The organism is Azotobacter chroococcum (assembly GCF_004339665.1).
Taxonomy (GTDB): domain Bacteria; phylum Pseudomonadota; class Gammaproteobacteria; order Pseudomonadales; family Pseudomonadaceae; genus Azotobacter; species Azotobacter chroococcum.
The window spans coordinates 156,556-180,433 of sequence record NZ_SMMU01000001.1; the positions used below are offsets into that span (position 1 = coordinate 156,556).

Annotated in this window: 20 protein-coding genes; 17 read left to right on the plus strand and 3 right to left on the minus strand. The window is 64.6% G+C overall.

The window, feature by feature from the left end; all coding sequences use genetic code 11:
• Positions 1 to 93: 93 nt before the first annotated feature.
• From EV691_RS00670 to galU, 9 genes are all read left to right on the plus strand, one after another.
• Positions 94 to 1,149: an acyltransferase family protein gene (locus tag EV691_RS00670; protein WP_165496531.1), complete on the plus strand. Its 1,056-nt coding sequence runs from the start codon at positions 94 to 96 to the stop codon at positions 1,147 to 1,149.
• Positions 1,150 to 1,225: 76 nt separating this feature from the next.
• Positions 1,226 to 2,419: a glycosyltransferase gene (locus tag EV691_RS00675; protein ID WP_207390174.1), complete on the plus strand. Its 1,194-nt coding sequence runs from the start codon at positions 1,226 to 1,228 to the stop codon at positions 2,417 to 2,419.
• A gap of 163 nt (positions 2,420 to 2,582) precedes the next feature.
• Positions 2,583 to 3,992, plus strand: coding sequence for a mannose-1-phosphate guanylyltransferase/mannose-6-phosphate isomerase (locus tag EV691_RS00680; protein WP_131297954.1), 1,410 nt, complete (start codon positions 2,583 to 2,585; stop codon positions 3,990 to 3,992).
• 83 nt (positions 3,993 to 4,075) lie between these two features.
• Positions 4,076 to 5,095 (plus strand): NAD-dependent epimerase/dehydratase family protein, encoded by a 1,020-nt coding sequence (locus EV691_RS00685; RefSeq protein WP_131297953.1) that lies wholly within the window; start codon positions 4,076 to 4,078, stop codon positions 5,093 to 5,095.
• Complete coding sequence (locus tag EV691_RS00690) at positions 5,086 to 6,309, plus strand: acyltransferase family protein (RefSeq protein ID WP_131297952.1); 1,224 nt, start codon at positions 5,086 to 5,088, stop codon at positions 6,307 to 6,309. The genes EV691_RS00685 and EV691_RS00690 overlap by 10 nt, the downstream gene beginning before the upstream one ends.
• A 62-nt stretch (positions 6,310 to 6,371) precedes the next feature.
• Positions 6,372 to 7,442, plus strand: coding sequence for a glycosyltransferase family 4 protein (locus tag EV691_RS00695; protein WP_131297951.1), 1,071 nt, complete (start codon positions 6,372 to 6,374; stop codon positions 7,440 to 7,442).
• 79 nt (positions 7,443 to 7,521) lie between these two features.
• Positions 7,522 to 9,579 (plus strand): acyltransferase family protein, encoded by a 2,058-nt coding sequence (locus tag EV691_RS00700; RefSeq protein ID WP_131297950.1) that lies wholly within the window; start codon positions 7,522 to 7,524, stop codon positions 9,577 to 9,579.
• Positions 9,580 to 9,715: 136 nt separating this feature from the next.
• Positions 9,716 to 10,738 (plus strand): UDP-glucose 4-epimerase GalE, encoded by a 1,023-nt coding sequence (gene galE, locus EV691_RS00705; RefSeq protein ID WP_242672513.1) that lies wholly within the window; start codon positions 9,716 to 9,718, stop codon positions 10,736 to 10,738.
• Between the two features lie 111 nt (positions 10,739 to 10,849).
• Complete coding sequence (gene galU, locus EV691_RS00710; protein WP_131297949.1) at positions 10,850 to 11,683, plus strand: UTP--glucose-1-phosphate uridylyltransferase GalU; 834 nt, start codon at positions 10,850 to 10,852, stop codon at positions 11,681 to 11,683.
• A 237-nt stretch (positions 11,684 to 11,920) separates the two neighbouring features.
• Here galU and EV691_RS00715 read toward each other — a convergent pair whose 3' ends face one another.
• On the minus strand, positions 11,921 to 13,537 hold the full coding sequence (locus EV691_RS00715) for an endo-1,4-beta-xylanase (protein WP_165496530.1): 1,617 nt from the start codon (positions 13,535 to 13,537) through the stop codon (positions 11,921 to 11,923).
• Positions 13,538 to 13,907: 370 nt separating this feature from the next.
• Entirely contained in the window at positions 13,908 to 15,611 is a 1,704-nt protein-coding gene (locus EV691_RS00720) for a long-chain fatty acid--CoA ligase (RefSeq protein WP_131297947.1), read from the minus strand.
• Between the two features lie 307 nt (positions 15,612 to 15,918).
• Here EV691_RS00720 and EV691_RS00730 point away from each other — a divergent pair, with 307 nt between their 5' ends.
• From EV691_RS00730 to EV691_RS00740, 3 genes are all read left to right on the plus strand, one after another.
• Positions 15,919 to 16,389, plus strand: a complete 471-nt coding sequence (locus EV691_RS00730) for a MaoC family dehydratase (protein ID WP_039803644.1) — start codon at positions 15,919 to 15,921, stop codon at positions 16,387 to 16,389.
• A gap of 139 nt (positions 16,390 to 16,528) precedes the next feature.
• On the plus strand, positions 16,529 to 17,767 hold the full coding sequence (gene codA, locus EV691_RS00735; protein ID WP_131297946.1) for a cytosine deaminase: 1,239 nt from the start codon (positions 16,529 to 16,531) through the stop codon (positions 17,765 to 17,767).
• Between the two features lie 373 nt (positions 17,768 to 18,140).
• A complete protein-coding gene (locus EV691_RS00740) occupies positions 18,141 to 19,049 on the plus strand; it encodes a response regulator transcription factor (RefSeq protein ID WP_131297945.1) in 909 nt (302 codons plus the stop codon).
• A 55-nt stretch (positions 19,050 to 19,104) separates the two neighbouring features.
• Here the strand turns inward: EV691_RS00740 and EV691_RS00745 are convergent, their stop codons facing one another.
• Positions 19,105 to 19,893: a hydroxypyruvate isomerase family protein gene (locus EV691_RS00745; RefSeq protein WP_131297944.1), complete on the minus strand. Its 789-nt coding sequence runs from the start codon at positions 19,891 to 19,893 to the stop codon at positions 19,105 to 19,107.
• A 170-nt stretch (positions 19,894 to 20,063) separates the two neighbouring features.
• On the opposite strand from EV691_RS00745, the gene EV691_RS00750 reads away from it, so the two are divergent.
• The 5 genes from EV691_RS00750 (at position 20,064) to phnE (ending at position 23,829) form a co-directional block, all read left to right on the plus strand.
• Positions 20,064 to 20,447, plus strand: coding sequence for a diacylglycerol kinase (locus EV691_RS00750; protein WP_131297943.1), 384 nt, complete (start codon positions 20,064 to 20,066; stop codon positions 20,445 to 20,447).
• Positions 20,448 to 20,592: 145 nt separating this feature from the next.
• A complete protein-coding gene (locus tag EV691_RS00755) occupies positions 20,593 to 21,444 on the plus strand; it encodes a putative selenate ABC transporter substrate-binding protein (RefSeq protein WP_089168404.1) in 852 nt (283 codons plus the stop codon).
• The gene (locus tag EV691_RS00760) at positions 21,441 to 22,241 is read left to right on the plus strand and encodes a phosphonate ABC transporter ATP-binding protein (protein ID WP_089168405.1); all 801 of its coding nucleotides are present in this window, start codon (positions 21,441 to 21,443) and stop codon (positions 22,239 to 22,241) included. The genes EV691_RS00755 and EV691_RS00760 overlap by 4 nt, the downstream gene beginning before the upstream one ends.
• Positions 22,235 to 23,065, plus strand: a complete 831-nt coding sequence (locus EV691_RS00765) for a PhnE/PtxC family ABC transporter permease (protein WP_131297942.1) — start codon at positions 22,235 to 22,237, stop codon at positions 23,063 to 23,065. The genes EV691_RS00760 and EV691_RS00765 overlap by 7 nt, the downstream gene beginning before the upstream one ends.
• A complete protein-coding gene (gene phnE, locus EV691_RS00770; protein WP_131297941.1) occupies positions 23,062 to 23,829 on the plus strand; it encodes a phosphonate ABC transporter, permease protein PhnE in 768 nt (255 codons plus the stop codon). Before EV691_RS00765 ends, phnE begins: the two co-directional genes overlap by 4 nt.
• Positions 23,830 to 23,878: the final 49 nt, after the last annotated feature.

A 23,878-nucleotide genomic window follows, 5' to 3' on the forward strand; every position in this document is an offset into this window, starting at 1 on the left:
CCATGGCGGATGTTCGTGAGAGGCTGCCGATCAGCCAATTGCATTTTCATGGCACCCGCCCAGGCAACGAAAAATACTTCGCAGGAATAAATAGTGACTTCCAGTCCCCCCTCGGCACGCATCGAGTGGCTGGATGCTGCCAAAGGCGCATGCCTGATATTGGTAGTGCTCTACCACACGGTCGTTTATATCTTCCTGAACTCGCCCCTGTCCGACACGCTCAGTTTCAAAGTGTGGCAGATAATGGTTGTCGGACTGGGCTGGCTGCGCATGCCGCTGTTCTTTCTTATTTCCGGCTTTCTGGCCCATTCGGCCGTTTTCAATCGCAACTGGCGCGATGTCTTTCAGCCACGTATCGCCACCTTCCTGTGGATCTATCTGCTGTGGATGTCGATTGAACTGGGCTTTCGTGCCTTTCTGATAGCGAACTTCGATCCGGCCCTGGTTCCCGGCAATGTTCCCTTTCCACTGGGGCTCGATGACCTCGCCCGGCACGCCCTCGTCGGGGATACTCCCATTTGGTATCTCTATGCCTTGGTCATCTACTTCGTGGCCTGCAAGCTCGGCAGTCGCCATATCGGGCTGACATTCGCGCTCATCGCCCTGCTGGCCGTCTTCTATAAGCAAGTCATTCCGACGCAACACTGGAACCTGCTGAGCCTTGCCGGCAACGCCATATTCTTCACCGCCGGATGCTATGGCAAAGCCTATGTCGAACGGCTTGCCAGCCAGTTCAACGGGATGCGTTTCTCGCTGGCCTGCGTGAGCGCCATAGGGCTATTGGCACTTGGCCGTCACTACGATGCGATGGGCCTGCCCGGCGCCAATCTTGTGGTCGCCACCTGTCTGGTAATCGCCGCCATCGACTTCTTCACGCTGCTGGCGCGGCGTTACCCGCTGAGGCTGTTGTGCACGCTGGGTCGCCATACGCTGTCCATTTACCTGCTCAGCTTTTTCATCATCAATATTGCTGCCCAGCTTATTTCACCCCTGCAACTTCCTGCTCTTTTCGCGGAAGCCTTTGTGCTCTTTGCGCCACCGGTGCTTGTCGCGCTGAATGCCGTATTGTGCATCCAGATTTACTCCCTGCTGAACTGTCATCTTGGACGCATCCTGTTCAGCCTGCCGTCGCGCGCCCTGACAAAATAAAAACAGTCCCGCTCGTTCCCGAGCGTCTCCAAACACTTGAAGAAAAGCACTGCACACACATCGAATTCCACAACCGTTGGATATTTACCTCCCCTGTTTATTCAATAAGGAAGTTCCCATGAAAGTCGCAATTGTCCACTACTGGTGGCTCAGCAATCGTGGCGGCGAGGCCGTTTGCTCTGCGCTTGTCGAACTGTTCCCGGAAGCAGACCTCTTCATCCATGTCTGCAATGAAAAAATGGTACGCCAGTCACTCCCGGCAAACTTCCGGGGACAGATCCACACGTCCTTCATCTCGCGCCTGCCAGGCGCCAGAAAGCACTACCAGAAGTACTTACCCTTGATGCCGCTTGCTTTGGAGCAACTTGATCTCAGCGAGTACGACCTGGTGCTCAGCAGCGAGTCCGGTCCGGCCAAGGGCGTCATCACCCGTCCGGACGCCCTGCACATCTGCTATTGCCACTCGCCCATGCGTTATGTGTGGGACATGTACCATGAGTATCAAGCTGGCGCCGGGCGGATCGTTCGCATGCTCTTTCCGTGGATCGCCCACCGGCTGCGGGCGTGGGACAGGCTTTCGGCAGATCGCGTGGACCACTTCGTCGCCAACTCGAAATTCGTCGCCTCGCGCATCAAGAAGTTCTACCACCGCGAGGCCGAGGTCATTTACCCACCGGTCAATACCTCCGACTTCAGCCCTGACGCCCAACGTGGCGACTTCTACCTGTGCCTTGGGCAGCTGGTCGCCTACAAGCGCGCGGACCTGGCCGTCGAGGCCTTCAACAGGCTTGGCCTGCCGCTGATCGTGATCGGTGAAGGCGAGCTGTTCGACAGCCTGCAGGCCAAGGCCCGGCCCAATGTGAGACTGATGGGACGCCAGCCTTTCCCGGTCATCAAGGACCTGCTGCAACGCTGCCGGGGCCTGGTCTTCCCGGGGATGGAAGACTTCGGGATCGTTCCCGTCGAGGCCATGGCGGCGGGCGCTCCGGTCATCGCCTACGGCAAGGGTGGTGCGCTGGAGACGGTCATCCACGGCAAGACCGGCATCCTGTTCAAGGAGCAGAGCGTGGAGGCCCTGGTGCAGGCCGTGCAGCAGCTGGAAAACGGCGAATACAAATTCGCCCCGGCGCTCCTGCATGAACATGCCGCCACCTTCGACAAGAGCGTTTTCAAGCAACGGATCAAGAACTTCATCTTTCGCCAGGAGTACTTCCAGACCACCACTCAGGACTCCCAGAACAGCCGCCTGAAGGATCTGAGCCTGGTATAGGAGCGGATTCATCCGCTCCCAAAACAACAAACCCCGCTATTGGCCTTCCTTCAGCTTCACGCACCTGCCCTGACTTTATCGATAGTCCCGCTCGCTAAACCAACTCCATTTTCCAGCCTTGCACAGTCAGTCCGCTGACTGCCGAATACAGGATGTGTTCTCCATGCTTTTTCCCGTCATCATGGCCGGGGGCTCAGGCTCGCGCCTGTGGCCGCTGTCCCGCCAGCTCAACCCCAAGCAGTTCCTCGCCCTGGCCGACGCCCAGCTGTCCATGCTGCAGGCCACCCTCCAGCGTCTGCAGGGCCTGCAGGTCGCCCTGCCCTGCCTGATCTGCAACGAGCAGCACCGTTTTCTCGTCGTCGAACAGTTGCGCCGGCTCGGCCTGGAACAGGCGCCCCTCCTGCTCGAGCCTGTCGGCCGCAACACCGCCCCGGCGATCGCCCTGGCGGCGCTTCAGGCCCTTGGCCAGGCGGACGACCCGATCCTCCTGGTGCTGGCCGCCGATCACCTGATCCAGGACGTGGAAGCCTTCCATGCCAGCATCCGCACCGCCCTGCCGCTGGCCGAAGCGGGCCGGCTGGTGACCTTCGGCATCGTCCCCACCCATCCGGAGACCGGCTACGGCTATATCGAGCGCGGCGCGGCGCTGGAGGCGGGCGGCTTCGCGGTCGGCCGCTTCGTCGAGAAGCCCGACCCGGCCACCGCCCACAGCTACCTGATCTGCGGCGACTACTTCTGGAACAGCGGCATGTTCCTGTTCCGCGCCAGCCGCTACCTCGAAGAGCTGGAACGCTTCCGTCCGGACATCCTGGCGGCCTGCCGCGCGGCGCTGGACGTCGCTCCGCAGGATCCGTGCTTCGTTCGGGTCGATCCCGACGCCTTCGCCGCCTGCCCGGAAGACTCCATCGACTATGCGGTGATGGAGAAGACCGCCGATGCGGCCATGGTGCCGCTGGACGCCGGCTGGAGCGACATCGGCTCCTGGTCGGCGCTCTGGGAAGTCAGCGCCAAGGATGCCGAGGGCAACGTGTTCCGCGGCGACGTGCTCATCCAGGACAGCCGCAACACCTACGTGCACGCCGACAGCCGCCTGGTCGCCACCCTGGGGGTCGAGGACCTGGTGATCGTCGAAACCAAGGACGCCCTGCTGGTGGCGCACAAGGACCGGGTCCAGGACGTGAAGAAGATCGTCGAACGGATCAGGGAGTCCGGGCGCCAGGAGCACCTCAACCACCGCGAGGTGTACCGGCCCTGGGGCGTCTACGACTCCATCGACAACGGCCAGCGCTACCAGGTCAAGCGCATCACCGTGCAGCCCGGCGCCAAGCTCTCGGTACAGATGCACCACCACCGCGCCGAGCACTGGATCGTGGTCAGCGGCACGGCGAAGGTCACCAACGGCGAAAACACCTACCTGGTGGCGGAAAACCAGTCCACCTACATCCCCGTCGGCCAGATCCACGCCCTGGAAAACCCCGGCGTCATCCCCCTGGAGCTGATCGAGGTGCAGTCCGGCTCCTACCTGGGCGAGGACGACATCGTGCGCTTCGAGGATGTGTACGGGCGGGTCTGACCTCCCGACTTGCAGGGCCTGAACGGCCATCGACCACGGAACCCGAGTCGCAAGACTCCTTTCATGCTTGAGGAATTTATCGGATGAGCTGCGCTGTCATTTTCGGAGGCTCCGGCTTCATTGGCGTCTTCTTCGCCAAACAACTGCTCGCCACCGGCGATTTTGCAAAGGTCTACCTGTTCGACAAGGAACAGGTGGCCGACAAGCCCTTCCCCTATCGCACCCGGCTGGTCCGTGAAGAGGCGGGGATCGTCGAGGTCAAGGGCGACGTCCGTCAGGAAATCGCCTGGCAGCCCGAAGAGCCGGTTGCCCTGATCGCCAACTTCGCCGCGGTGCACCGCGAGCCGGGTCACGAGGATTTCGAGTACTACGAGACCAACCTGCTCGGCGCCGAGCACGTCTGCGCCTGGGCCGAGCGCGTGGGCTGCCGCGACCTCGTCTTCACCAGCTCCATTTCGCCCTATGGCCCGAGCGAGCAGCAGAAGGACGAGCGTTCCCTGCCGGTTCCGGTGACCGCCTACGGCGGCTCCAAGCTGGCCGCGGAGAAGATCCACCAGGCCTGGCTGGCCGCCGACCGGGCGCAGCGCCATCTGGTCATCGTCCGTCCCGGCGTGGTCTTCGGCCCGGGCGAGGGTGGCAACGTTTCGCGCCTGATCAAGGCGGTGCTCAAGCGCTACTTCTTCTATATGGGCAACCGCGACACCCGCAAGGCCGGCACCTATGTGAAGGAGCTGTGCGCGGCCATGTGGTGGGCCCTGCAGCGCCAGAAGGAGCGGGGCGAGCATTTCACGCTGTTCAACATGTCGATGAACCCCGGCCCCTCGATCCAGGAATACGTGGAAGCCGTCTGCAAGGTGGCCGGCGTCCGCCGCAAGGTGCCGGCCATCCCCTACCCGCTGCTGCTGAGTGCGGCCTACGGCATCGAGCTGATCGCCCGTCCGCTCGGCATCAGGCACCCGTTCAGCCCGGTGCGGATTCGCAAGCTGGTGCGCTCGAACAACATTCTCCCCGGCTTCCTGGTGGAGCACGGCTATCCGTACCAGTACCCGCTGGAGTCGGCATTCGCCGACTGGAAAGTCGACTGTCCGGAAGAGTGGCGCTGATTTCGCGCCATTCATTCGGCACGATCGTCGATCATTTTGCTTTGGGCCACTCCAACCTCATCAGGCAAAACCCAACCATGCTTCACACGGAAAGATTTCATGTGCTGGACAGCTTCAGAGGCCTGTGCGCCCTGTCCGTTGTCCTCTATCACCTGCACGTTCCGCAAAGTCTCACGGAACTTGTCTTCTTTCGTAACGCGGAACTTTTCGTCGACTTCTTTTTCGTGCTCAGCGGCTTTGTCCTGGCACACGGATATGGCACGAAGCACAATATCGACCTCAAGAAGTTCCTCATCTCGAGAACCTTCAGGATATTCCCTCTGCATATAGCGATGCTGCTGGTCTTCATCCTCCTGGAGCTGGCAAAACTGCTTGCCTACCGCAATGGGGTCTCTTTCGGCGAGGCCCCATTCACGGCGAACAGGGCCGTCTCGGAAATCCTGCCCAACCTCCTGCTCGTCCAGGCCTGGACCGATGCAACGAACAAGCTGTCCTTCAACTACCCCTCCTGGAGCATAAGCATCGAATACTACATGTACCTATTCTTTGCCGCCCTGACGCTCTGTGGAACAAGGCCGAGATACATTGCCTGGACGATTATCTCCGCATCGATGTTTCTCGCCCTGTATGCGGGCAGCGAGATCTTCACCGAAGCGGCCATGCGGGGATTGTCCAGCTTCTTCGCAGGCGCCCTCGCCTATCTGGTCTTTGTTTTCGTCAAGAACAACGCCCCACCGGGCAGGGCACTGACAATGGCGCTCGAGCCGCTCCTGCTGGTCGCTGCCTGCTGGCTCGTCACGGCAGACATCGACCACAAATCGATCCTGACCAGCCTGGTGTTCTGCTGCATCGCGATCGTCTTCGCCTTCGAACAGGGAAGAATATCCGACCTGCTGAGAACTCCGCTTCTGACCACGCTGGGCAAACTGTCCTACTCCATCTATATGACCCATATTGCCGTCATTTTCTGCGTCATAGCACTCTCCATCGTCCTGCAGAAAATCCTCGGGAAAGAGTTTTCCTACATGGTGGGCGAAGCACGCTATCTGGACTTCGGAAACCTCATCCTGAACAACTTCCTCGTGTTCGCCATCCTGGCGGCAGTCATTCTCTGCTCGACCGTCACATATAGATATATAGAAACGACCGGGCAGAACATCGGCAAGCGCATCCTCAAGGCAAGGCCATCGCCCGAGAGAAACCTTGCCCTGTAACCCATGAGCATCGAAAGCAATCATTCGGCTTTTCCCGAACCGATCAAGAAAGGACCTTCAGATTGGTATATGTAAATGCCCGCTTCCTGACGCAGCCCATAACCGGCGTGCAGCGTTATGCATTGGAGATCAGCAGGCAACTGGTCGAGCTAATGCCATCCATCAAATTCGTGGCCCCGCAGAACATACTGCATCAGGAAACTGCCAGAGCCCTGGGCGTCGAAGTGATCGGCAGCCGTACCGGACACGCCTGGGAGCAGATCGACCTTCCGGCACTCCTGAAAACCCGGAACTCGCCACTACTGATAAACCTGGCGAACACCGCTCCGCTTCTGTACTGGAACAAGGTATCGACGCTGCACGACATAGCCTTCGAGAAATTCCCGGAAAACTTTTCCTGGCAATTCCGCACAGCCTATCGACTGGCCATACCCAGGATGATGAAAACCTCGCTGAAAGTTTTGACCGTCAGCGAGTTCTCCAAAAGCGAAATCTGCACGGCCTACCAGCTCCGCCCCGAAAAGGTTTCCGTCGTCCCCAACGCCGTTTCCAGCGCATTTCGGGAAACGCCGGCCTCCGCCAGCGAACGCTACATACTGGCGGTTTCCTCGATAAGCCGGCAGAAGAACTTTCACGGTCTGGTCGAGGCATTCGGCCTGCTCCGGCAGGACACCCACAAGCTCTACATTGCCGGAGCGATGAACAAGATCTTTGCGGACTCCGACCTGGCCAGAAAAATCGAATCGAACCCCCGAATAAGACTGCTCGGCAGGGTTTCCGACGACGAGCTGGCCAACCTGTACGGCGGGGCCGACGCCTTTGTATTTCCCTCCTTCTACGAAGGCTTCGGCATTCCACCCCTGGAAGCACAGGCCTGTGGCTGCCCGGTCATCGTATCGGATGCGGCGAGCCTTCCGGAGGTCTGTGGAGACTCGGCCCTGTATTGCTCGCCATACGACGTCAACGACATCGCCGAAAAGATAGGCCTGCTCATTTCAACACCGGAGCTGGCCAGGACACTCCGGGAAAAGGGCCGTGCAAATGCCGGGCGCTACAACTGGAGAACATCCGCCATGCGACTGCTGGAAGCGATAGGAAAACTTCAATGCCAGCCACAGGCATCCACAGCGTAGCGCCGATGCGCGCTCCTCCTCGGCAGGCAGAGGACAACCTTACGGCATTCCTACACTTTTCGTAGCAAGCGACCATCACATGACCACCACAGGCAAGAGTTTCAGAGAAGACATAAACGGTCTGCGCGCCTGGGCCGTACTGGCGGTGATCCTCTATCACTTCGGGATCACCGGATTCTCCGGCGGATTCATCGGCGTCGACGTTTTCTTCGTCATCTCCGGCTTTCTAATGACAGGAATCATCGCAAGCGGCCTGGAAACATCCGCAAAACAGGGAGGAGCCCGCCCGGCATTTTCCCTGGTCGGTTTCTACCTGTCGCGCGCCAGGCGAATCATCCCGGCCCTGCTTTTTCTAACCCTCATCCTGATGATCGCAGGCTGGTTCTTCCTGTCCGATCTCGAGTACAAGGAGCTCGGCACGCACGTCATCAGCGCACTCGGCTTCTTCTCGAATATTAAACTCTGGCGTGAGGTGGGCTACTTCGACGCGGCATCCCACGAGAAACTGCTGCTGCATACCTGGTCGCTGTCGGTCGAGTGGCAGTTCTATCTGATCCTCCCGCTGGTTCTGATTGCGATCTGGAGGATTCGCCCCGGTCGAGTGCCTCTAACCGCGACGCTCGCCCTGGGTCTGCTGCTGTCCCTGTTGCTTTCCATTTTCGTTTCGCCCGTCGAACCGACGTTCGCCTTCTATCTGTTGCCGACACGGGCCTGGGAAATGCTGGCCGGCGGCCTGGTCTATCTGCTTGCCAATCCGCTACGGCTTTCTGCGCGGACACAAATCGCCCTCGAAACGGGCGGCTTCAGCCTGATCATCGCCGCCATCCTGCTGTTCGATGCCAGCAGCAACTGGCCAGGCTGGCGAGCCCTGGTTCCGGTCACGGGCACCCTGCTGGTGCTGATCGCCGCTCGCCAGGGCTCGCCATGGACCGGCAGCCGGATCGCCCAATGGCTGGGCGACTGCTCCTATTCGCTGTACCTGTGGCACTGGCCATTCGCCGTCGCACTGTCCTATCTGCATCTGCAGGATCATGCGGGCGCCATTAGCCTGGGGATGGCGTTGACCCTGCTGTTCGGCTGGCTGTCCTATTCGCTGGTCGAAACACCGGCCCGCACCACGCTGACCCGCATGCCGCAGTGGGCCGGTGCAGGAGCCTTGCTGGCGGCTATTTGCGTCGTGGCGCTGCCGAGCCTGCTGGTTCGCGTGCAGCAAGGCATCCCTGGACGCCTGCCCGCCCAGATCAGCGCGGTGTTCAACGAGGCGGAAAACAAGAATCCCCGGATCAAGGAATGCCTCGCCTTCAGCCTCCCTGTCCCCGAGTGCACTTATGGCGGCGACACGCTGGGGGTCATCGTGATCGGCGACAGTCATGCCGGAGCCATGATCCGCTCGGTCGAAAAGGCACTCCCCGATCGGGCACTGAATGTTCTGGATTGGACGCTGGCCAGTTGCCCAACGATTCTGGGCATAAAGAAAGCCGGGGAGCGCGACTATCGCTGTGACGAGTTCCTGACTCAGGCGGTGAACAAGCAGAAAAGCCTGCCGAGCGACGTTCCCATGCTCATCATCAACCGCTCAGCCGCTTACATCAGCGGCCCGAACGAGCCCGATCGAACGGACAAAGCCAAAGTACCGCTTTTTTACATTGGCTCACCCGAACAATCCCGCACGCATGAGTTCTTCCAGGCCATGCGCGATGGAATGATAGAAGCAGCCTGCGAGTTCGCCAAAACCCGGCCCGTCTATATGGTACGTCCGACACCGGAACTGAAGATCGACGTCCCCAAAACCATGGGGCGCGCGCTGATGCTGGGCCGGCCAGCCGAGGTTTCGGTCTCTCTCGAGGAATACCGGCAGCGCAACGCCTTCGTCCTCGAAACCCAGGATATGGCGGCCGAACGCTGTGGCGTGAAGATACTCGACCCCATTCCCTATCTATGCAGCGATAGCCGTTGCCGGGGTGATGTAGGGGGTCAGCCCATCTACTTCGACGACGACCACCTGAGCGAACGCGGCGGAAGTCTGCTGATTCCGATGTTCCGCAAGGTTTTCGAGGACATCTCCAGGCCAAACGAAGCGATTGTCCGGCAAGGGCTGACAGAGGCGAAGGAAAAACAGGCCTCCAGCTCTCCCTGACGCCATTACCTCTCGCGGCCCGGCCTCCAGGCCCGCCGCACTTCATCAGCGACACCTCATCACACACTCAACACTGGACCGTCCACGCACAGCCCGGCGTAAGGGCCTGCGCTCTGGATCTGGAGAGGGAACTCCTGTGACCGAGAAAATTCTGGTAACCGGCGGAGCCGGCTATATCGGCTCGCACACCACCCTTGCGCTGCTCGAGAGCGGTTTCGAGGTGGTGGTGCTGGACAATCTTTGCAACAGCTCGCCCAGCTCTCTGCGGCAGATCGAGGCCATTTGCGGCAAACGCCCCTTGTTCGTCGAGGGCGACATTCGCGACCGCGATCTGCTGGACGGGCTTTTTCATCAGCACCGCATATCGGCAGTGCTGCATTTTGCCGGTCTCAAGGCCGTGGGCGAGAGCGTGCAAAAGCCGCTGGACTATTACGAGCACAACGTGGCCGGCAGCCTCGCGCTATGCCAGGCCATGGCCCGCGCCGAAGTGTTCCGCCTGGTGTTCAGCTCCTCCGCCACGGTGTACGGCGAACCGGCGCAGATGCCGATCCGCGAAGACTTTCCGACCGGCACGCCGACCAATCCCTATGGCCGCTCGAAGCTGATGGTCGAGCAGATCCTGCACGACCTGGCCGCCTCCGATCCGCGCTGGAGCATCGCCCTGCTGCGCTACTTCAACCCGGTGGGAGCCCACGAAAGCGGACTGATCGGCGAAGACCCCAACGGCGTGCCCAACAACCTGCTGCCCTATATCAGCCAAGTGGCCATCGGCAAGTTGCGCGAGTTGCTGGTGTTCGGCGACGACTACCCGACCCGCGATGGCACCGGCGTGCGCGACTACATCCATGTGGTCGATCTGGCCAAGGGGCATCTCAAGGCGCTGCGCGCCCTCGCACGGCAGCATGCCGTACACATCTGGAACCTCGGCACCGGTTGTGGCTACAGCGTGCTGGAGATGGTGCGGGCCTTCGAAGAGGCTTCCGGCCAGCCGGTCCCTTACCGCATCGCTCCCCGCCGTCCCGGCGATATCGCCGAATGCTGGGCCGACCCGGCCAAGGCCGCCCGCGAACTGGGCTGGAGGGCCGAACGCGGCCTGCAGGCCATGATGCGCGACACCTGGCACTGGCAGTCGAAGAATCCGCAAGGCTACGCGGAGTAAGGCGACAGCCCGTTTCATCCTGCGGGCCAGCGGCCCGTACTTCCACCCACAGGGCTCTCGCTTCCAGAGCCAGAACCTTCAATAACACCTGATCCACTTGCAAGGACGTCCATGATCCGCAAATGCCTGTTCCCCGCTGCCGGCTACGGCACCCGTTTTCTCCCGGCCACCAAGGCGATGCCCAAGGAGATGCTGCCCATCGTCAACAAGCCGCTGATCCAGTACGGCGTCGAGGAGGCGCGCGATGCCGGTCTGCAGCACATGGCCATCGTCACCGGCCGCGGCAAGCGCGCGCTGGAGGACCATTTCGACATCAGCTACGAGCTGGAGCATCAGATCCGCGGCACCGACAAGGAGAAGTATCTGGCCGGCACGCGCGAGCTGATCGACCAGTGCACCTTCTCCTACATCCGCCAGGTGGAAATGAAGGGCCTGGGCCACGCCATCCTCACCGGCCGGCCGCTGATCGGCGACGAGCCCTTCGCGGTGGTCCTGGCCGACGACCTGTGCCTGAACCTCGGGGACGACGGGGTGCTGGCGCAGATGGTCAAGCTGTATCGCCAGTTCCGCTGCTCGATCGTCGCCATCCAGGAAGTGCCGCGCGACCAGACCAACAAGTACGGGGTGATCGCCGGCGAGATGATCCGCGACGACATCTACCGGGTCACCAGCATGGTCGAGAAGCCCAGGCCGGAGGACGCGCCCTCCAACCTGGCGATCATCGGCCGCTACATCCTGACCCCGGACATCTTCGAGCTGATCGCCGATACCGAGCCGGGCAAGGGCGGCGAGATCCAGATCACCGACGCACTGATGAAGCAGGCCCAGAGCGGCTGCGTGCTGGCCTACCGCTTCAAGGGCCGGCGCTTCGACTGCGGCAGCGCCGAGGGCTTCGTCGAGGCGACCAACTTCTGCTTCGAACACCTGTACCAGCAGGGACTGTAACCCGCCCCCTCCCGGGGCAATCGCATGCAGCGAAATGTCGGCATGCATACGCCCCTGTAGGAGCGGATTCATCCGCGACCGCCCCGCATGCGGGGCGTAGATGTTCAACGATTTGCCGCACCTATGGCGCGGGTCGCGAATGAATTCGCTCCTACACGTTCATGCGATTGTCCTGCGCCCCTCCCTGGCGGAATGCCGGACAAGGAATGTCCGGCTCCAGCACCCGGGGCCATTGCGCTATTTGAATGGCTGGGTGCTGACCTCGACCTTGCCCAGGACGAAGGGGACCGACTGTTCCGGCCGGATGCTGAAGTCGTAGCCCCACATCTTCGAGAAGGACGCATCGCTGACGTGCCAGGTATATGTCTGCCAGCCGCTGTCCTGCGAGGCGCCGAACCATTTCCCCCTGTTCACGTAGGGCGTGCGCCCCTGACTGTCGGCAACCTCGTAGAGCAGGTTCATGCCGACATTGCCCGAGCCCAGGCGGCGGACCGCGACGCGGATGTAGTAGTCCCGGGTCTGCGGCGAGGCGAACGAGGGATGGACGTAGAAGTTCGCCGGATGCGAGATATCGCCCTCCATCTCGACGCCCGACGAGCCGTCCGAGAAATCGAAGGTGCGTCGCTCGCCTTCGCCGAGCAGGAAGACCCCCTTGTCCGCATCCGCCGTTCCAGGCCGGATGCTCACCGTAGTGACATCCGCATGATCGCCCCCCCAGGGAAAGCGCTTGCCGGCATTGAGCCTGGCCTGATCGCGCAGATCGGTCGGCAGGCCGGCCACCAGGACAGGAGCCTCGTTCAACTCCAGAGCCTGATTGGCCTTGAGCGTTCTGCTCGTGCCGTTCGACGGATCGATCACCTTCACATCGCTGGCGAACGAGAGCGACTTGTCGGTCAGCCCTTTCGGCATCCAGGCGACCAGTACGGGATAGCTATGCCCCTGGAAGACGAAGCCATAACCCCGGCCATTGCGGCCCAGGGCCAGCCAGCCCTGGTACGCCGGCTTCGCGCCGAGCGCTTTCTTCAGCAAGGCCAGCGTCTGGTAGGCGTCGCGGGCCGTGCCGTCCTGCTCCAGCAAGCCGAATCCCTGATCCTCCCCCTGTGGGGCCTGCGCCTCGAACCACTGGACCCGCGCGATGCCCTGGGCGATGGACATCGTGTAGATCTTGACGAGTGCCTTCGCGGCATCCGCCTCGCTGACGGTGCGCTCGTTGCGCGTGCCGATCCAGCGGCCCACTTCCGTGATCCAGATCTCGGCGTCGCTGCGCTCCGGTGCGCTGTCCTTCAGCATGTCGCGCAGAAGATGGCTCATCCACAGGAAGGGAATCTCGCCGTCGACGTCGTTGGAGATGCCATCCGCCACCTCGTAGGGGTGGACGCACAGATAGTCGAAACTGTCCGGCTTGCCCGCCTTGGCCATGGCCAGGATCGCCTGGTTGAGATAGGGAAGGTCGAAGCTGGCGACCGTCAGGCCGACCTGCGCCTGCGAGTTGACCCGCTTGGCCGCCTCGTAGCTGGCGATGGCGAGCTTCGCGTAGTCTGACGTGGTGTTGCCGCCATCGTTGAAGGAGCCGTTGCCCTCGTTCCACACTTCCCAGTAGCGGATCTGCTCGCGGTAGCGGCCGGCGACCGCCGAGACGTACTCGGACCAGTCGTCCAGATCGTTCATCGGAAAGGCATGGCTGGCCTCCGTTCCCGGCGAGGAACCCAGCAAGAGTCCGCTGATCTTGAGACCGTTCTGGGTGGCGGCGCCGACCAGCGAGTCGGCGGCATCCCATTTCCAGGTTCCGTCCTCCGGCTCTATCGCCCGCCACTCGGGGAACAGGCGAACCGTGGCGACGCCCGCCTCCGCCATTTTCGGGAACCACTGCGGGTGGGTCCTGAACGAGCTCCCCGACGAACTGGCGCCCCAGGGGCTGGCGGGCGCATCTGCGGCCCGAGCCATGGAGGAATGAACGCCGACGGCTGCCATGCCCGCGAAGCATACGGTGGTGCAGAACAGGATCCGGACTCTGTCCATGAAGCGTCTCCCGAATGGAAATGGTCGGTGGGATTGCGGGGGAGACATCCTGCTGGCGCAGGAAACGCCCGGACAGGACGTCTTTCCCTGGACCAGACAGCCGGACTGGTATGTGGCGCAACCTGTGCATCGACCGTCGGGAGGCGCAGAGGTTCCGCGCCGGCGAGCCGGGCGGCAGACGCCTCCTCCGCCCCGCCGCACCGGCTCAGGAGCCGGCCCGCTCCGCGCCGGCCGTCCGGCCCAGTTCCTGGTCACGCAGCTCGCGGCGCAGGATCTTGCCGACGTTGGTGGTCGGCAGGCGGTCGCGGAACTCGATGTGTTTCGGACGCTTGTAGCCGGTGAGGTTGTCGTGCATGTGGCGCATCACCTGCTCCTCGGTCAGGGTCGCGCCAGGCTTGACCACCACGAAGACCTTGATGGCCTCGCCGGTGCGCTCGTCGGGCACGCCGATGACGGCGCACTGCAACACCCCCGGCAGGCTGGCGATGACCTCCTCCAGCTCATTCGGATAGACGTTGAAGCCGGACACCAGAATCATGTCCTTCTTGCGGTCGACGATGCGCAGGTAGCCGTCGGGCTCGATCACCGCGATGTCGCCGGTGCGCAGCCAGCCGTCGGCGTCGAGCACCGCGGCGGTGGCCTCGGGGTTCTGCCAGTAGCCCTTCATCACCTGCGGTCCCTTCACCCAGAGCTCGCCGCGGCCGCCGGGCGGCAGCTCGTGACCCTCGTCGTCGCGCACCTGGCAGAGGGTCGAGGCCAGCGGCAGGCCGATGGTGCCGGGACGGATGTGCCCGCAGGGGTTGCCGGTCACTACCGGGCTGGTTTCGGTGAGGCCGTAGCCTTCGAGGATCTCGCAGCCGGTGGTGGCCTTCCAGCAGTCGGCGACGGCCTGCTGCAGGGCCATGCCGCCGGACAGGGTCAGCTTCAGCGCGGAGAAGTCCAGGCGGCGGAAGCCCTCGTCGTGGCACAGCGCGGCGAACAGGGTATTGAGGCCGACGAAGCCGCTGAACTTCCACTTCGACAGCTCGCGGACCATGCCCGGCAGGTCGCGCGGATCGCTGATCAGCAGGTTGTGGTTGCCGAGGAGCATCATCGCCATGCAGTGCAGGGTGAAGGCATAGATGTGGTAGAGCGGCAGCGGCGCGACCAGGGTTTCGCAGCCCTCGCCGAAGACGCCGCCGACCAGCGCCCGGCACTGCAGCATGTTGGCCACCAGGTTGCGGTGGGTGAGCATGGCACCCTTGGGCGTGCCGGTGGTGCCACCGGTGTACTGCAGCACGGCGACATCGCCGGGCGCCGCCTCGACCTCCTGCAGCGTCCGGCCGCGGCCTTCGGCCAGGGCGGCGCTGAACTTCAGCGCCTGCGGCAGCTGGTAGGCCGGAACCATGCGCTTGACGTAGCGCACCACGCCGTTGACCAGCACGCGCCTGAGCGGCGGCAACAGGTCGCCGACCTCGGTGACCACCACGTGCCGGATGCCGCTGCGCGGCAGCACCTCCTCGGCCAGATGGGCCTTGTTGGCCAGGCAGACCAGGGCCTTGGCCCCGGAATCCTCGAACTGCTGGAGCATCTCCCGGGCGGTGTACAGCGGGTTGGTGTTGACCACGATCAGCCCGGCGCGCAGGGCGCCGAACACCACCACCGGGTACTGCAGAAGGTTGGGCAGCTGCACGGCGATGCGGTCGCCCGGCTGCAGGCCCTCGAGCCCCTGCAGGAAGGCGGCGAAGGCGCCGGACAGCGCGTACAGCTCGCCATAGCTGAGGGTATGGCCGAGGTTGCTGAACGCCGGCCGGTCGGCGAAGCGCAGGCAGGAGGCCTTCAGCACGGCGGGAATGTTGGGGTACAGGTCGGGATCGATGTCGCGGACGAGGCCGGCGGGGTGATGGTCCTTCCAGGGGGTCTCGGTCATGCAATGCCACTCCACTTCATGCATCGGCACAGGTTGAATTCTTGTTGTCCGCTGGCAGGCAGGCGGCCCGAGAGTAGCAGGCAGGCCCGGCGCCCGGAAGGCTCGCACGCCGCGGGCCTGCCCCTGCCAGACGGGCGCGCTCGGTGCGCGAAGTTCAAGCCTGTGCGAATCGGCCTTCCTTTCCGTGAAAACCACGGCGCCCGGCACTACAATGCGGACTTTTCGCAACGAATCCGAATCTCCCCCTCTCCCATCGCCCCGATGGGGATTCCTTTTCCCCTTATAGACAGAACACCAAGGAAACTGCATGAGCCAGGTTACCAACGTCCCCTATGGCGATCTCGAGGTCGGCCAGCAAGCCAGCTACAGCAAGACCGTGGAGGAAAAGGACATCCAGCTGTTCGCCGCCCTCTCCGGCGACCACAACCCGGTACACCTGGATGCCGAGTTCGCCGCCCGCAGCCCGTACAAGGAGCGCATCGCCCACGGCATGTTCAGCGGCGCGCTGATCAGCGCCGCGGTGGCCTGCACCATGCCCGGCCCGGGCACCATCTACCTCGGCCAGACCATGCAGTTCACCCGCGCGGTGAAGCTCGGCGACACCCTCACCGTGCGCCTGGAAATCCTCGAGAAGCTGCCGAAGTTCCGCGTGCGCATCGCCACCCGCGTCTACAACCAGCACGACGAGCTGGTGGTCGACGGCGAAGCGGAAATCCTCGCCCCGCGCCGCCAGCAGAGCGTCGAACTGACCCAGCTGCCGCCGATCAGCATCGGCTGATCGCCTCTTCCCGGCCCCTCGCCCCCACGGCGGGGCCGCACCTCCAGCCCGCCCCTCGCCAGATCCGCTGCCAGCTGCTTGAATGGTCCGGCCCGCCGGACCGGCGGTCATCTCCGCACAAGCAGAAGGAAGCTTCGCCATGAAGATCATCAACGCCCGCCTGCGCGGCCGCGAAGGCCTCCACCGCATCGAACTGGACGGCGCGCGCATCGCCGCGATCGTCGCCCAGCCGGCGCCCGCCGACGCCGGCGGCGACGAGCTGGACGCCACCGGCAACCTGGTGGTGCCGCCCTTCGTCGAGCCGCACATCCACCTGGACGCCACCCTCACCGCCGGCGAGCCGGCCTGGAACATGAGCGGCACCCTGTTCGAGGGCATCGAGCGCTGGGCCGAGCGCAAGGCGCTGGTCACCCACGAGGACACCAAGACCCGGGCCAGGAAGGCCATCGACATGCTGGTCGAGCACGGCATCCAGCACGTGCGCACCCACGTCGACGTCACCGACCCGACGCTCGCCGCGCTCAAGGCGATGCTCGAGGTGCGCGAGGAAACCCGCCACTTGATCGACCTGCAGATCGTCGCCTTCCCGCAGGAAGGCATCGAGTCCTACCAAGGCGGTCGCGAGCTGATGGCCGAGGCCATCGCGCTGGGCGCCGACGTGGTCGGCGGCATCCCGCATTTCGAGAACACCCGCGAACAGGGAGTCAGCTCGATCAAATTCCTCATGGACCTGGCCGAGCGCACCGGCTGCCTGGTCGACGTGCACTGCGACGAGACCGACGACCCGCAGTCGCGCTTTCTCGAGGTGCTCGCCGAGGAGGCGCGGGTGCGCGAGATGGGCGAGCGGGTCACCGCCAGCCACACCACGGCCATGGGCTCCTGGGACAACGCCTACTGCTCCAAGCTGTTCCGCCTGCTGAAGCTGTCGCGGATCAACTTCGTCTCCTGCCCCACCGAGAGCATCCACCTGCAGGGGCGCTTCGACACCTATCCCAAGCGCCGCGGCCTGACCCGGGTCGCCGAACTCGACCGCGCCGGGCTGAACGTCTGCTTCGGCCAGGACTCCATCGTCGACCCCTGGTACCCGCTGGGCAACGGCAACATCCTGCGCATCCTCGAAGCCGGCCTGCACATCTGCCACATGCTCGGCTATGCCGACCTGCAGCGCGCGCTCGACCTGGTCACCGGGCACAGCGCCAGAACCCTGCAGCTGGGCGAGCGCTACGGCCTGGAGGTCGGACGGCCGGCCAACCTGCTGATCCTCTCGGCGGCCAGCGACTACGAGCTGCTGCGCAGCCAGGGCCATGCGCTGGTCTCCATCCGCCACGGGGAGATCCTGATGCGCCGCACCCCGGCGCGGATAGAGCGCCGCTCCTGAATCGGCACGTCGGCGCTCGCCCCGGCACAGGGGCGGCGACCGGGCGCCGCGGAAGACGCAACGGAGAGGTGGCGGCCTTGGCCGGCCCGATCCGGCGCCTGCGGCAACAGGCCCGGCAGCGCGCTAGCGTCACGGCCCGCGCCGACCAATGGTGCAATTTGCCACTATCTGCTCATGGCAAATCGCCAGACATTTCGCTATAAAGCCGCCCGCAGATTGCCGAACGCCTTCCTTCGCTTTTGTCTTCGAACGCGACTCACTCCATGAAAACAGGACTTATTCCCTTAAAAAAGCATGTTTATAAGGAAATGATCCCGCCCACCATAGCCATTGGCTACCATCAAGGCACAACAGGAAGTACCGGGCGATTTTCATGATGAATACCTGCTCTCCCATCCCTCACCTGCTGTGGTTCGACCTCACGCAGGAAGACTCCAGCGACGATATCCCCGGACAGTTCGCCGACAGCTGCCGGATCAGCAGGGCGCCAGGTGTCAGCCTGACCGGACTGGACCTGCGACTGCGCCCCGACATGATCTGCCTGCACTACGACAGCCCCGATGCCCTCGGCCTGAACCGGCTGCTGGCGATCAAGCGGCAGGCGCCGTCCATTCCCGTCACCATGCTGACCGTGCAGCACTCCGAGGAGCTGGCGATCTGGGCCTTCCGCTCCGGCGCTTGGGACTATCTGGTGCTGCCGCTGGCCAACGCGGAACGCCAGCGCTACCTGCAGGCCCTGCGCCAGCTCTGCGAGCTGCGCCGCAACCCGCCGAGCGGCCGGCAGAAGCGCCCCCTGGAGCGCTCCCAGGAGTTGCCGGAAAGCGTGCGCCTGACCGCCAGGGCGCAGAAGCAGCAGCCGCTGGAGCGGGTCATGCAGCACATCCAGCAGCATTTCCACGAGCCGCTCGACCAGAAGTCCATGGCCGACCTCTGCAACATGACGCCGATCCGCTTCAGCCGCGCATTCAAGGACGTCTATGGGGTCGGCTTTCTCGAGTTCGTCCAGAGCAAGCGCATGGAGCATGCCCATGACCTGCTGCTGAACAGCCAGATGCCGGTTTCCAGCATCGCCTATGCCAGCGGCTTCAAGGACCCGTCCTATTTCACCCGCGCCTTCCGGCAGCACTACGGCCTCAGCCCCAGCGAGTTCCGCAGCCGAAACTCGATCGCCGGCCTGAAGCTGCCGGTGCTGCCCAAGACCCGGGAGGCGGAGCGGGGCTGGAGCGAGCGGCTGGCCCTCCCGATCCTGGACATGACGGGACTTGCACTGCCGATCGAATAGCCTCTCTCCAGCGGGGCGCCTGTCGCCCCGCGCCCAGGCCTCCGCCCTCCGCGCCTTACCGATAATCGCCGGCCCGCCAGCGCGCCAGCCAGTCCAGGCTGTCGCGGGTCGCGCCGGCCGGGCGGTATTCGGCGCCGAGCCAGCCCCGATAGCCACTCGCCTGCAAGGCCGCCAGCGCCGCAGCGAAATCCACCCCGCCGCTGCCCGGCTCGCCCCGCCCCGGACAATCGGCGAACTGCACATGGCCGATGCGCCCGGCCAGACGCGCGATGCAGGCCGGGAGGTCCAGCCCCTGGCGGGCCATGTGGTAGAAGTCCAGCTGCGCCAGGCAGTTGGGGTGATCCACGCGGCGCAGCAGCGCGTCCAGCTGTTCGGCGTCGTTGATCAGAAAGCCCGGCATGTCCAGCGGGTTGATCGCCTCGCAGACCACACTGATCCCCAGCACCGCGAAGGCCTCGGCGGCCCTGGCCAGGTTGGCCTCAAGGGTCGCCAGCGCCTGCTCCCGGGTCACGCCCTCGGCGAGCCGGCCCGGCAGGACGTTGACGCAGTCCGGCCGGACCATCGCGGCATAGCTCAGCGCCAGCTGCAGCGCGGCATTGAATTCGGCCTGGCGCTGCGGTACCGCCGCCAGTCCGGGGCCGCCCTGCAGAAAATCGGCGGCCGGCAGGTTGATCAGCGCCAGCGGCAGCCCGGCGCGCTCCAGTTCCTCCTTGAGACGGATGGCCGGAACCTCGTAGGGAAACTGGATCTCCACGCCGTCGAAGCCTGCCGCGGCAGCGGCGACGATGCGCTCGATCAGCGGCTTTTCGCTGAACAGCAGGGAAAGGTTGGCGGCGATCTGCATGGGTCGGCTCCTTGGGTCGAAGTCCGAAGACTATAACCAGCCATCGTTTTCCGAATTGAAACAATTGATGACGGCCCCCCTGGAACTACGCTTTTTTCACCCCATTCTGAGTACCATCGTCCATCGCAACGGCCGTGCAGCGCTCCCCCATTCGCCACAGAGACATCCCCATGCCATCCAATCTGCTTGACAGTCGGGCCCTCAAGGGGCAGCGAGGATTCCGCCGGATTCTCAATGCCACCAGCTATTCCCTCGCCGGCCTCAAGGCGGCCTTCGTCGGCGAAGCTGCCTTCCGCCAGTTGGTGATGCTGAATCTGCTGCTGATCCCCGTCGCCTGCCTGCTCGACGTGAGCCGGATCGAACGCGCCCTGCTGATCGCCGTGGTGCTGCTGGCGCCGATCATCGAGTTGCTCAACTCGGCCATCGAAGCCACCGTCGACCGCATCTCGCTGGAGCTGCACCCCCTCTCCAAGCGGGCCAAGGACATGGGCAGCGCCGCCCAGCTGCTGGCCCTGGTGCTGATCGCCGCGGTCTGGGCGACGATCCTGCTGTAACGTCCCGCCCCTCCATCCTCTCCCGGCGCGGGAGAGGAGTTTCGCTCTCGCTCGCCTCCGATTCGCTATCACGCCCCCTTCGCAGCCGGCGTGCTTCCTCTATAATCCGCCCGCCCTTTTTTCCGCTATTGAACCGGAGAACCCCATGCTCAAGCGTACCCTGGCGCTCGCCGCCGGCTTTGCCCTGTCCCTGTCCAGCGTTTTCTCCCAGGCCGCCGACGTGCTCAACGTCTCGGCGATTCCCGACGAGGCGCCCACCGAGCTGCTGCGCAAGTTCAAGCCGCTCGGCGCCTATCTTGAAAAAGAGCTGGGCATGCCGGTGAAATTCGTGCCGGTGGCCGACTATGCCGCGGTGGTCGAGGCGCTGGCCGCCGACCGCGTGGACCTGGCCTGGCTGGGCGGCTTCACCTTCGTGCAGACCCGCCTGAAGACCGGCAACGCCATTCCACTGGTGCAGCGCGAGCAGGACGAGAAGTTCACCAGCAAGTTCATCAGCGCCGACGCCAACGTGAAATCCCTGCAGGACCTCAAGGGCAAGACCTTCGCCTTCGGCTCGGTGTCCTCCACCTCCGGCAGCCTGATGCCGCGCTACTTCATGCTCAAGGACGGCATCAAGCCCGAGGAGTTCTTCAGCCGCGTGGCCTATTCCGGCGCCCACGACGCCACCGTCGCCTGGGTGCAGTCCGGCAAGGTCGACGCCGGCGTGCTCAACGCCTCGGTGTGGGACAAGCTGGTCACCGCCGGCAAGGTCGATACCGCCAAGGTCAAGGTGTTCGCCACCACGCCGACCTACTACGACTACAACTGGACGGTGCGCGGCACCCTGGATCCCGAACTGACCGCGAAGATCAAGAAGGCCTTCCTCGCCCTCGACCCGGCCAAGCCGGAGCACAAGGCGATTCTCGACCTGCAGGCGGCCAGCCGCTTCATCGAGACCAAGCCGGAAAACTACCAGGGCATCGAGGAAGCGGCGCGCGCCGCCGGCCTGCTGAAGTGACCCTGAACCTGTCCGGCGTGGGCCTGACTCACGCCAACGGCCAGGTTGCGCTGAGCGATATCGAGCTGCAAATCGCCCCCGGCGAACGGGTGGCGATCATCGGGCCGTCCGGCGCTGGCAAGACCAGCCTGCTGCGCCTGCTCGCCACCGCCCAGCAGCCCAGCGCCGGCCGCATCGAGGTGCTCGGCGCCGATCCCTGGCGCCTCTCCGCCGCGGCCCGCCAGCGGCTGCGCGCGCGCATCGGCCTGATCCACCAGGCGCCGCCCCTGCCGCCGCGCCAGCGGGTGGTCACCGCGGTGCTGGCCGGCAAGCTCGGCCGTTGGTCCCTGGGCCGCAGCCTGCTCAACCTGCTGCATCCGCTGGATACCGCCGGGGCGGCCGCCGCCCTGGCGCGCCTGGACCTGGCCGAGAAGCTGTTCGAGCACTGCGACCAGCTTTCCGGCGGCCAGCTGCAGCGGGTCGGCATCGCCCGCGTGCTCTACCAGGAGCCGGAGCTGATCCTCGCCGACGAGCCGGTTTCGGCCATGGACCCGGTGCTCGCCGGCCACACCCTGGGCGTCTTGAGCGAGGAAGCCGGGCGCCGCGGCATCACCCTGCTCGCCAGCCTGCATGCGGTGGACCTAGCGCTGGCGCACTTCCCGCGCATCCTCGGCGTGCGCGCCGGACGCCTGGTCTTCGACCGCCCGGCCGCCGCCCTGACCCGGGCCGAGCTGGACGCGCTCTACGCCAACGAACAGCTGCAACAGCCGGCCATGCCGCCGGCTGCGCCCCACGTACTGCACATTCCCCGATGCTGACCCTCGCCGTCCCCCGCGATCCCGCCGCCCTGCCGCGCCTGCTGCTCACTGTGTTGGCGCTGGCCCTGCTGTGGCCGGGGCTGTCGCTCAGCGAGCTGGACCTGGGCGTGCTGCTGCACGGCGACAGCGCCGCGACCATGGGCAATTTCGTCGCCGCCTTCTGGCCCCCGGAACACGGCCGCGAGTTTCTCGACCTGCTCGGCCGGGCGACCCTGGAAACCCTGGCCATCGCCACCGCCGGCATGAGCCTGGCGCTGCTCGTCGCCCTGCCCGCCGCGCTGCTCGCCAGCCGCGCCCTGTCGCTCTCCGCGCTGCACCGCGGCGGCCGGCCGACCTGGTGGGGCGCCCTGCTGCGCTGGCCGGTGCGCGGCCTTTTGATCGTCCTGCGCAGCGTGCCGGAGATCGTCTGGGCGCTGCTCTTCGTGCGCGCCGTGGGCCTCGGCCCGAGCGCCGGGGTGCTGGCCATCGCCATCACCTACGCCGGCATGCTCGGCAAGGTCTACGCGGAAATCTTCGAGTCGGTCGACCCGCGCCCGGCGCGCGCCCTGCTCGGCAGCGGCAGCCCGCGGCTGGTCGCCTTCCTCTACGGCATCCTGCCCAACGCCGCGGCGGAGATGCTCTCCTACACCGTCTACCGCTGGGAATGCGCGATCCGCGCCTCGGTGGTGATGGGCTTCGTCGGCGCCGGCGGGCTGGGCCAGCAGATCGATCTGTCGATGCGCATGTTCGCCGGCGGCGAGGTGGCCAGCATGCTGCTGACCTTCTTCCTGCTGGTGCTGATGGCCGACCAGCTGAGCCGCCTGCTGCGCGGGAGGCTGACATGAGGCGCCCGGGCAACGCCCTGCTCCTGCTGGGCCTGCTGGCGGCCGTCGCGGCCTCCTTCATTTGGCTGGAGATCGACCTCGGCGCACTGTTCGGCGCGGACAGCCTGCGGCAGATGGGCGACTACGCCGGCGGCTTCCTCAGCCCCGACTTCTCCCCGGCGCACCTGCAGGCCACCGGCCGCGGCGCCCTGGAAACCCTGGCCATGTCGGCCATCGGCAGCCTGCTCGCCGCCGGCCTCGGCCTGCTGCTGGCGCTGCCCGCCAGTGGCCGCTGCGGGCTGCTGGCGACCAGCGTCGCACGCCTGCTGCTCAATGCCCTGCGGGCGATTCCGGAACTGGTCTGGGCTGCGCTGATGGTGCTGGCCGCCGGCCTCGGCCCGAACGCCGGCACCCTGGCGCTGGCCCTGCACACCGCCGGGGTGCTCGGCCGGCTGTTCGCCGAGGCGCTGGAAAACACTCCCGGCGAACCCGCCGAAGCCGTGCGCCTGGCCGGCGGCGGGCGGATCGCGGCGTTCTGCTATGGCACCCTCCCGGGCGTCTGGCCGCAGCTCCTGGCCTACACCCTGTACCGCTGGGAGAACAACATCCGCATGGCCAGCGTGCTGGGCTTCGTCGGCGCCGGCGGGCTGGGGCAGATGCTCTACCTGAGCCTCAGCCTGTTCCAGGAGGCCCAGGCTTCCACGGTGATCCTCGCCATGCTGCTGCTGGTGCTGGGCGTCGATGCGCTGAGCGGCTGGGGCCGCCAGCGCTGGGTAAGCGCCTAGCGCGGGACGTTTGGGTAGGAGCGAATTCATTCGCGATAGCAGTGCCTGG

Excerpts from the sequence above, each read along its gene's own strand:
- codA (WP_131297946.1), top strand. The coding sequence starts at position 16,529 with ATGAAGATCATCAACGCCCGCCTGCGCGGCCGCGAAGGCCTCCACCGC.
- galU (WP_131297949.1), top strand. The coding sequence starts at position 10,850 with ATGATCCGCAAATGCCTGTTCCCCGCTGCCGGCTACGGCACCCGTTTT.
- EV691_RS00755 (WP_089168404.1), top strand. The coding sequence starts at position 20,593 with ATGCTCAAGCGTACCCTGGCGCTCGCCGCCGGCTTTGCCCTGTCCCTG.
- EV691_RS00745 (WP_131297944.1), bottom strand. The coding sequence starts at position 19,893 with ATGCAGATCGCCGCCAACCTTTCCCTGCTGTTCAGCGAAAAGCCGCTG.
- EV691_RS00740 (WP_131297945.1), top strand. The coding sequence starts at position 18,141 with ATGATGAATACCTGCTCTCCCATCCCTCACCTGCTGTGGTTCGACCTC.
- EV691_RS00715 (WP_165496530.1), bottom strand. The coding sequence starts at position 13,537 with ATGGCGGAGGCGGGCGTCGCCACGGTTCGCCTGTTCCCCGAGTGGCGG.
- EV691_RS00750 (WP_131297943.1), top strand. The coding sequence starts at position 20,064 with ATGCCATCCAATCTGCTTGACAGTCGGGCCCTCAAGGGGCAGCGAGGA.
- EV691_RS00700 (WP_131297950.1), top strand. The coding sequence starts at position 7,522 with ATGACCACCACAGGCAAGAGTTTCAGAGAAGACATAAACGGTCTGCGC.
- EV691_RS00685 (WP_131297953.1), top strand. The coding sequence starts at position 4,076 with ATGAGCTGCGCTGTCATTTTCGGAGGCTCCGGCTTCATTGGCGTCTTC.
- EV691_RS00765 (WP_131297942.1), top strand. The coding sequence starts at position 22,235 with ATGCTGACCCTCGCCGTCCCCCGCGATCCCGCCGCCCTGCCGCGCCTG.
- EV691_RS00680 (WP_131297954.1), top strand. The coding sequence starts at position 2,583 with ATGCTTTTTCCCGTCATCATGGCCGGGGGCTCAGGCTCGCGCCTGTGG.
- EV691_RS00720 (WP_131297947.1), bottom strand. The coding sequence starts at position 15,611 with ATGACCGAGACCCCCTGGAAGGACCATCACCCCGCCGGCCTCGTCCGC.
- EV691_RS00730 (WP_039803644.1), top strand. The coding sequence starts at position 15,919 with ATGAGCCAGGTTACCAACGTCCCCTATGGCGATCTCGAGGTCGGCCAG.
- phnE (WP_131297941.1), top strand. The coding sequence starts at position 23,062 with ATGAGGCGCCCGGGCAACGCCCTGCTCCTGCTGGGCCTGCTGGCGGCC.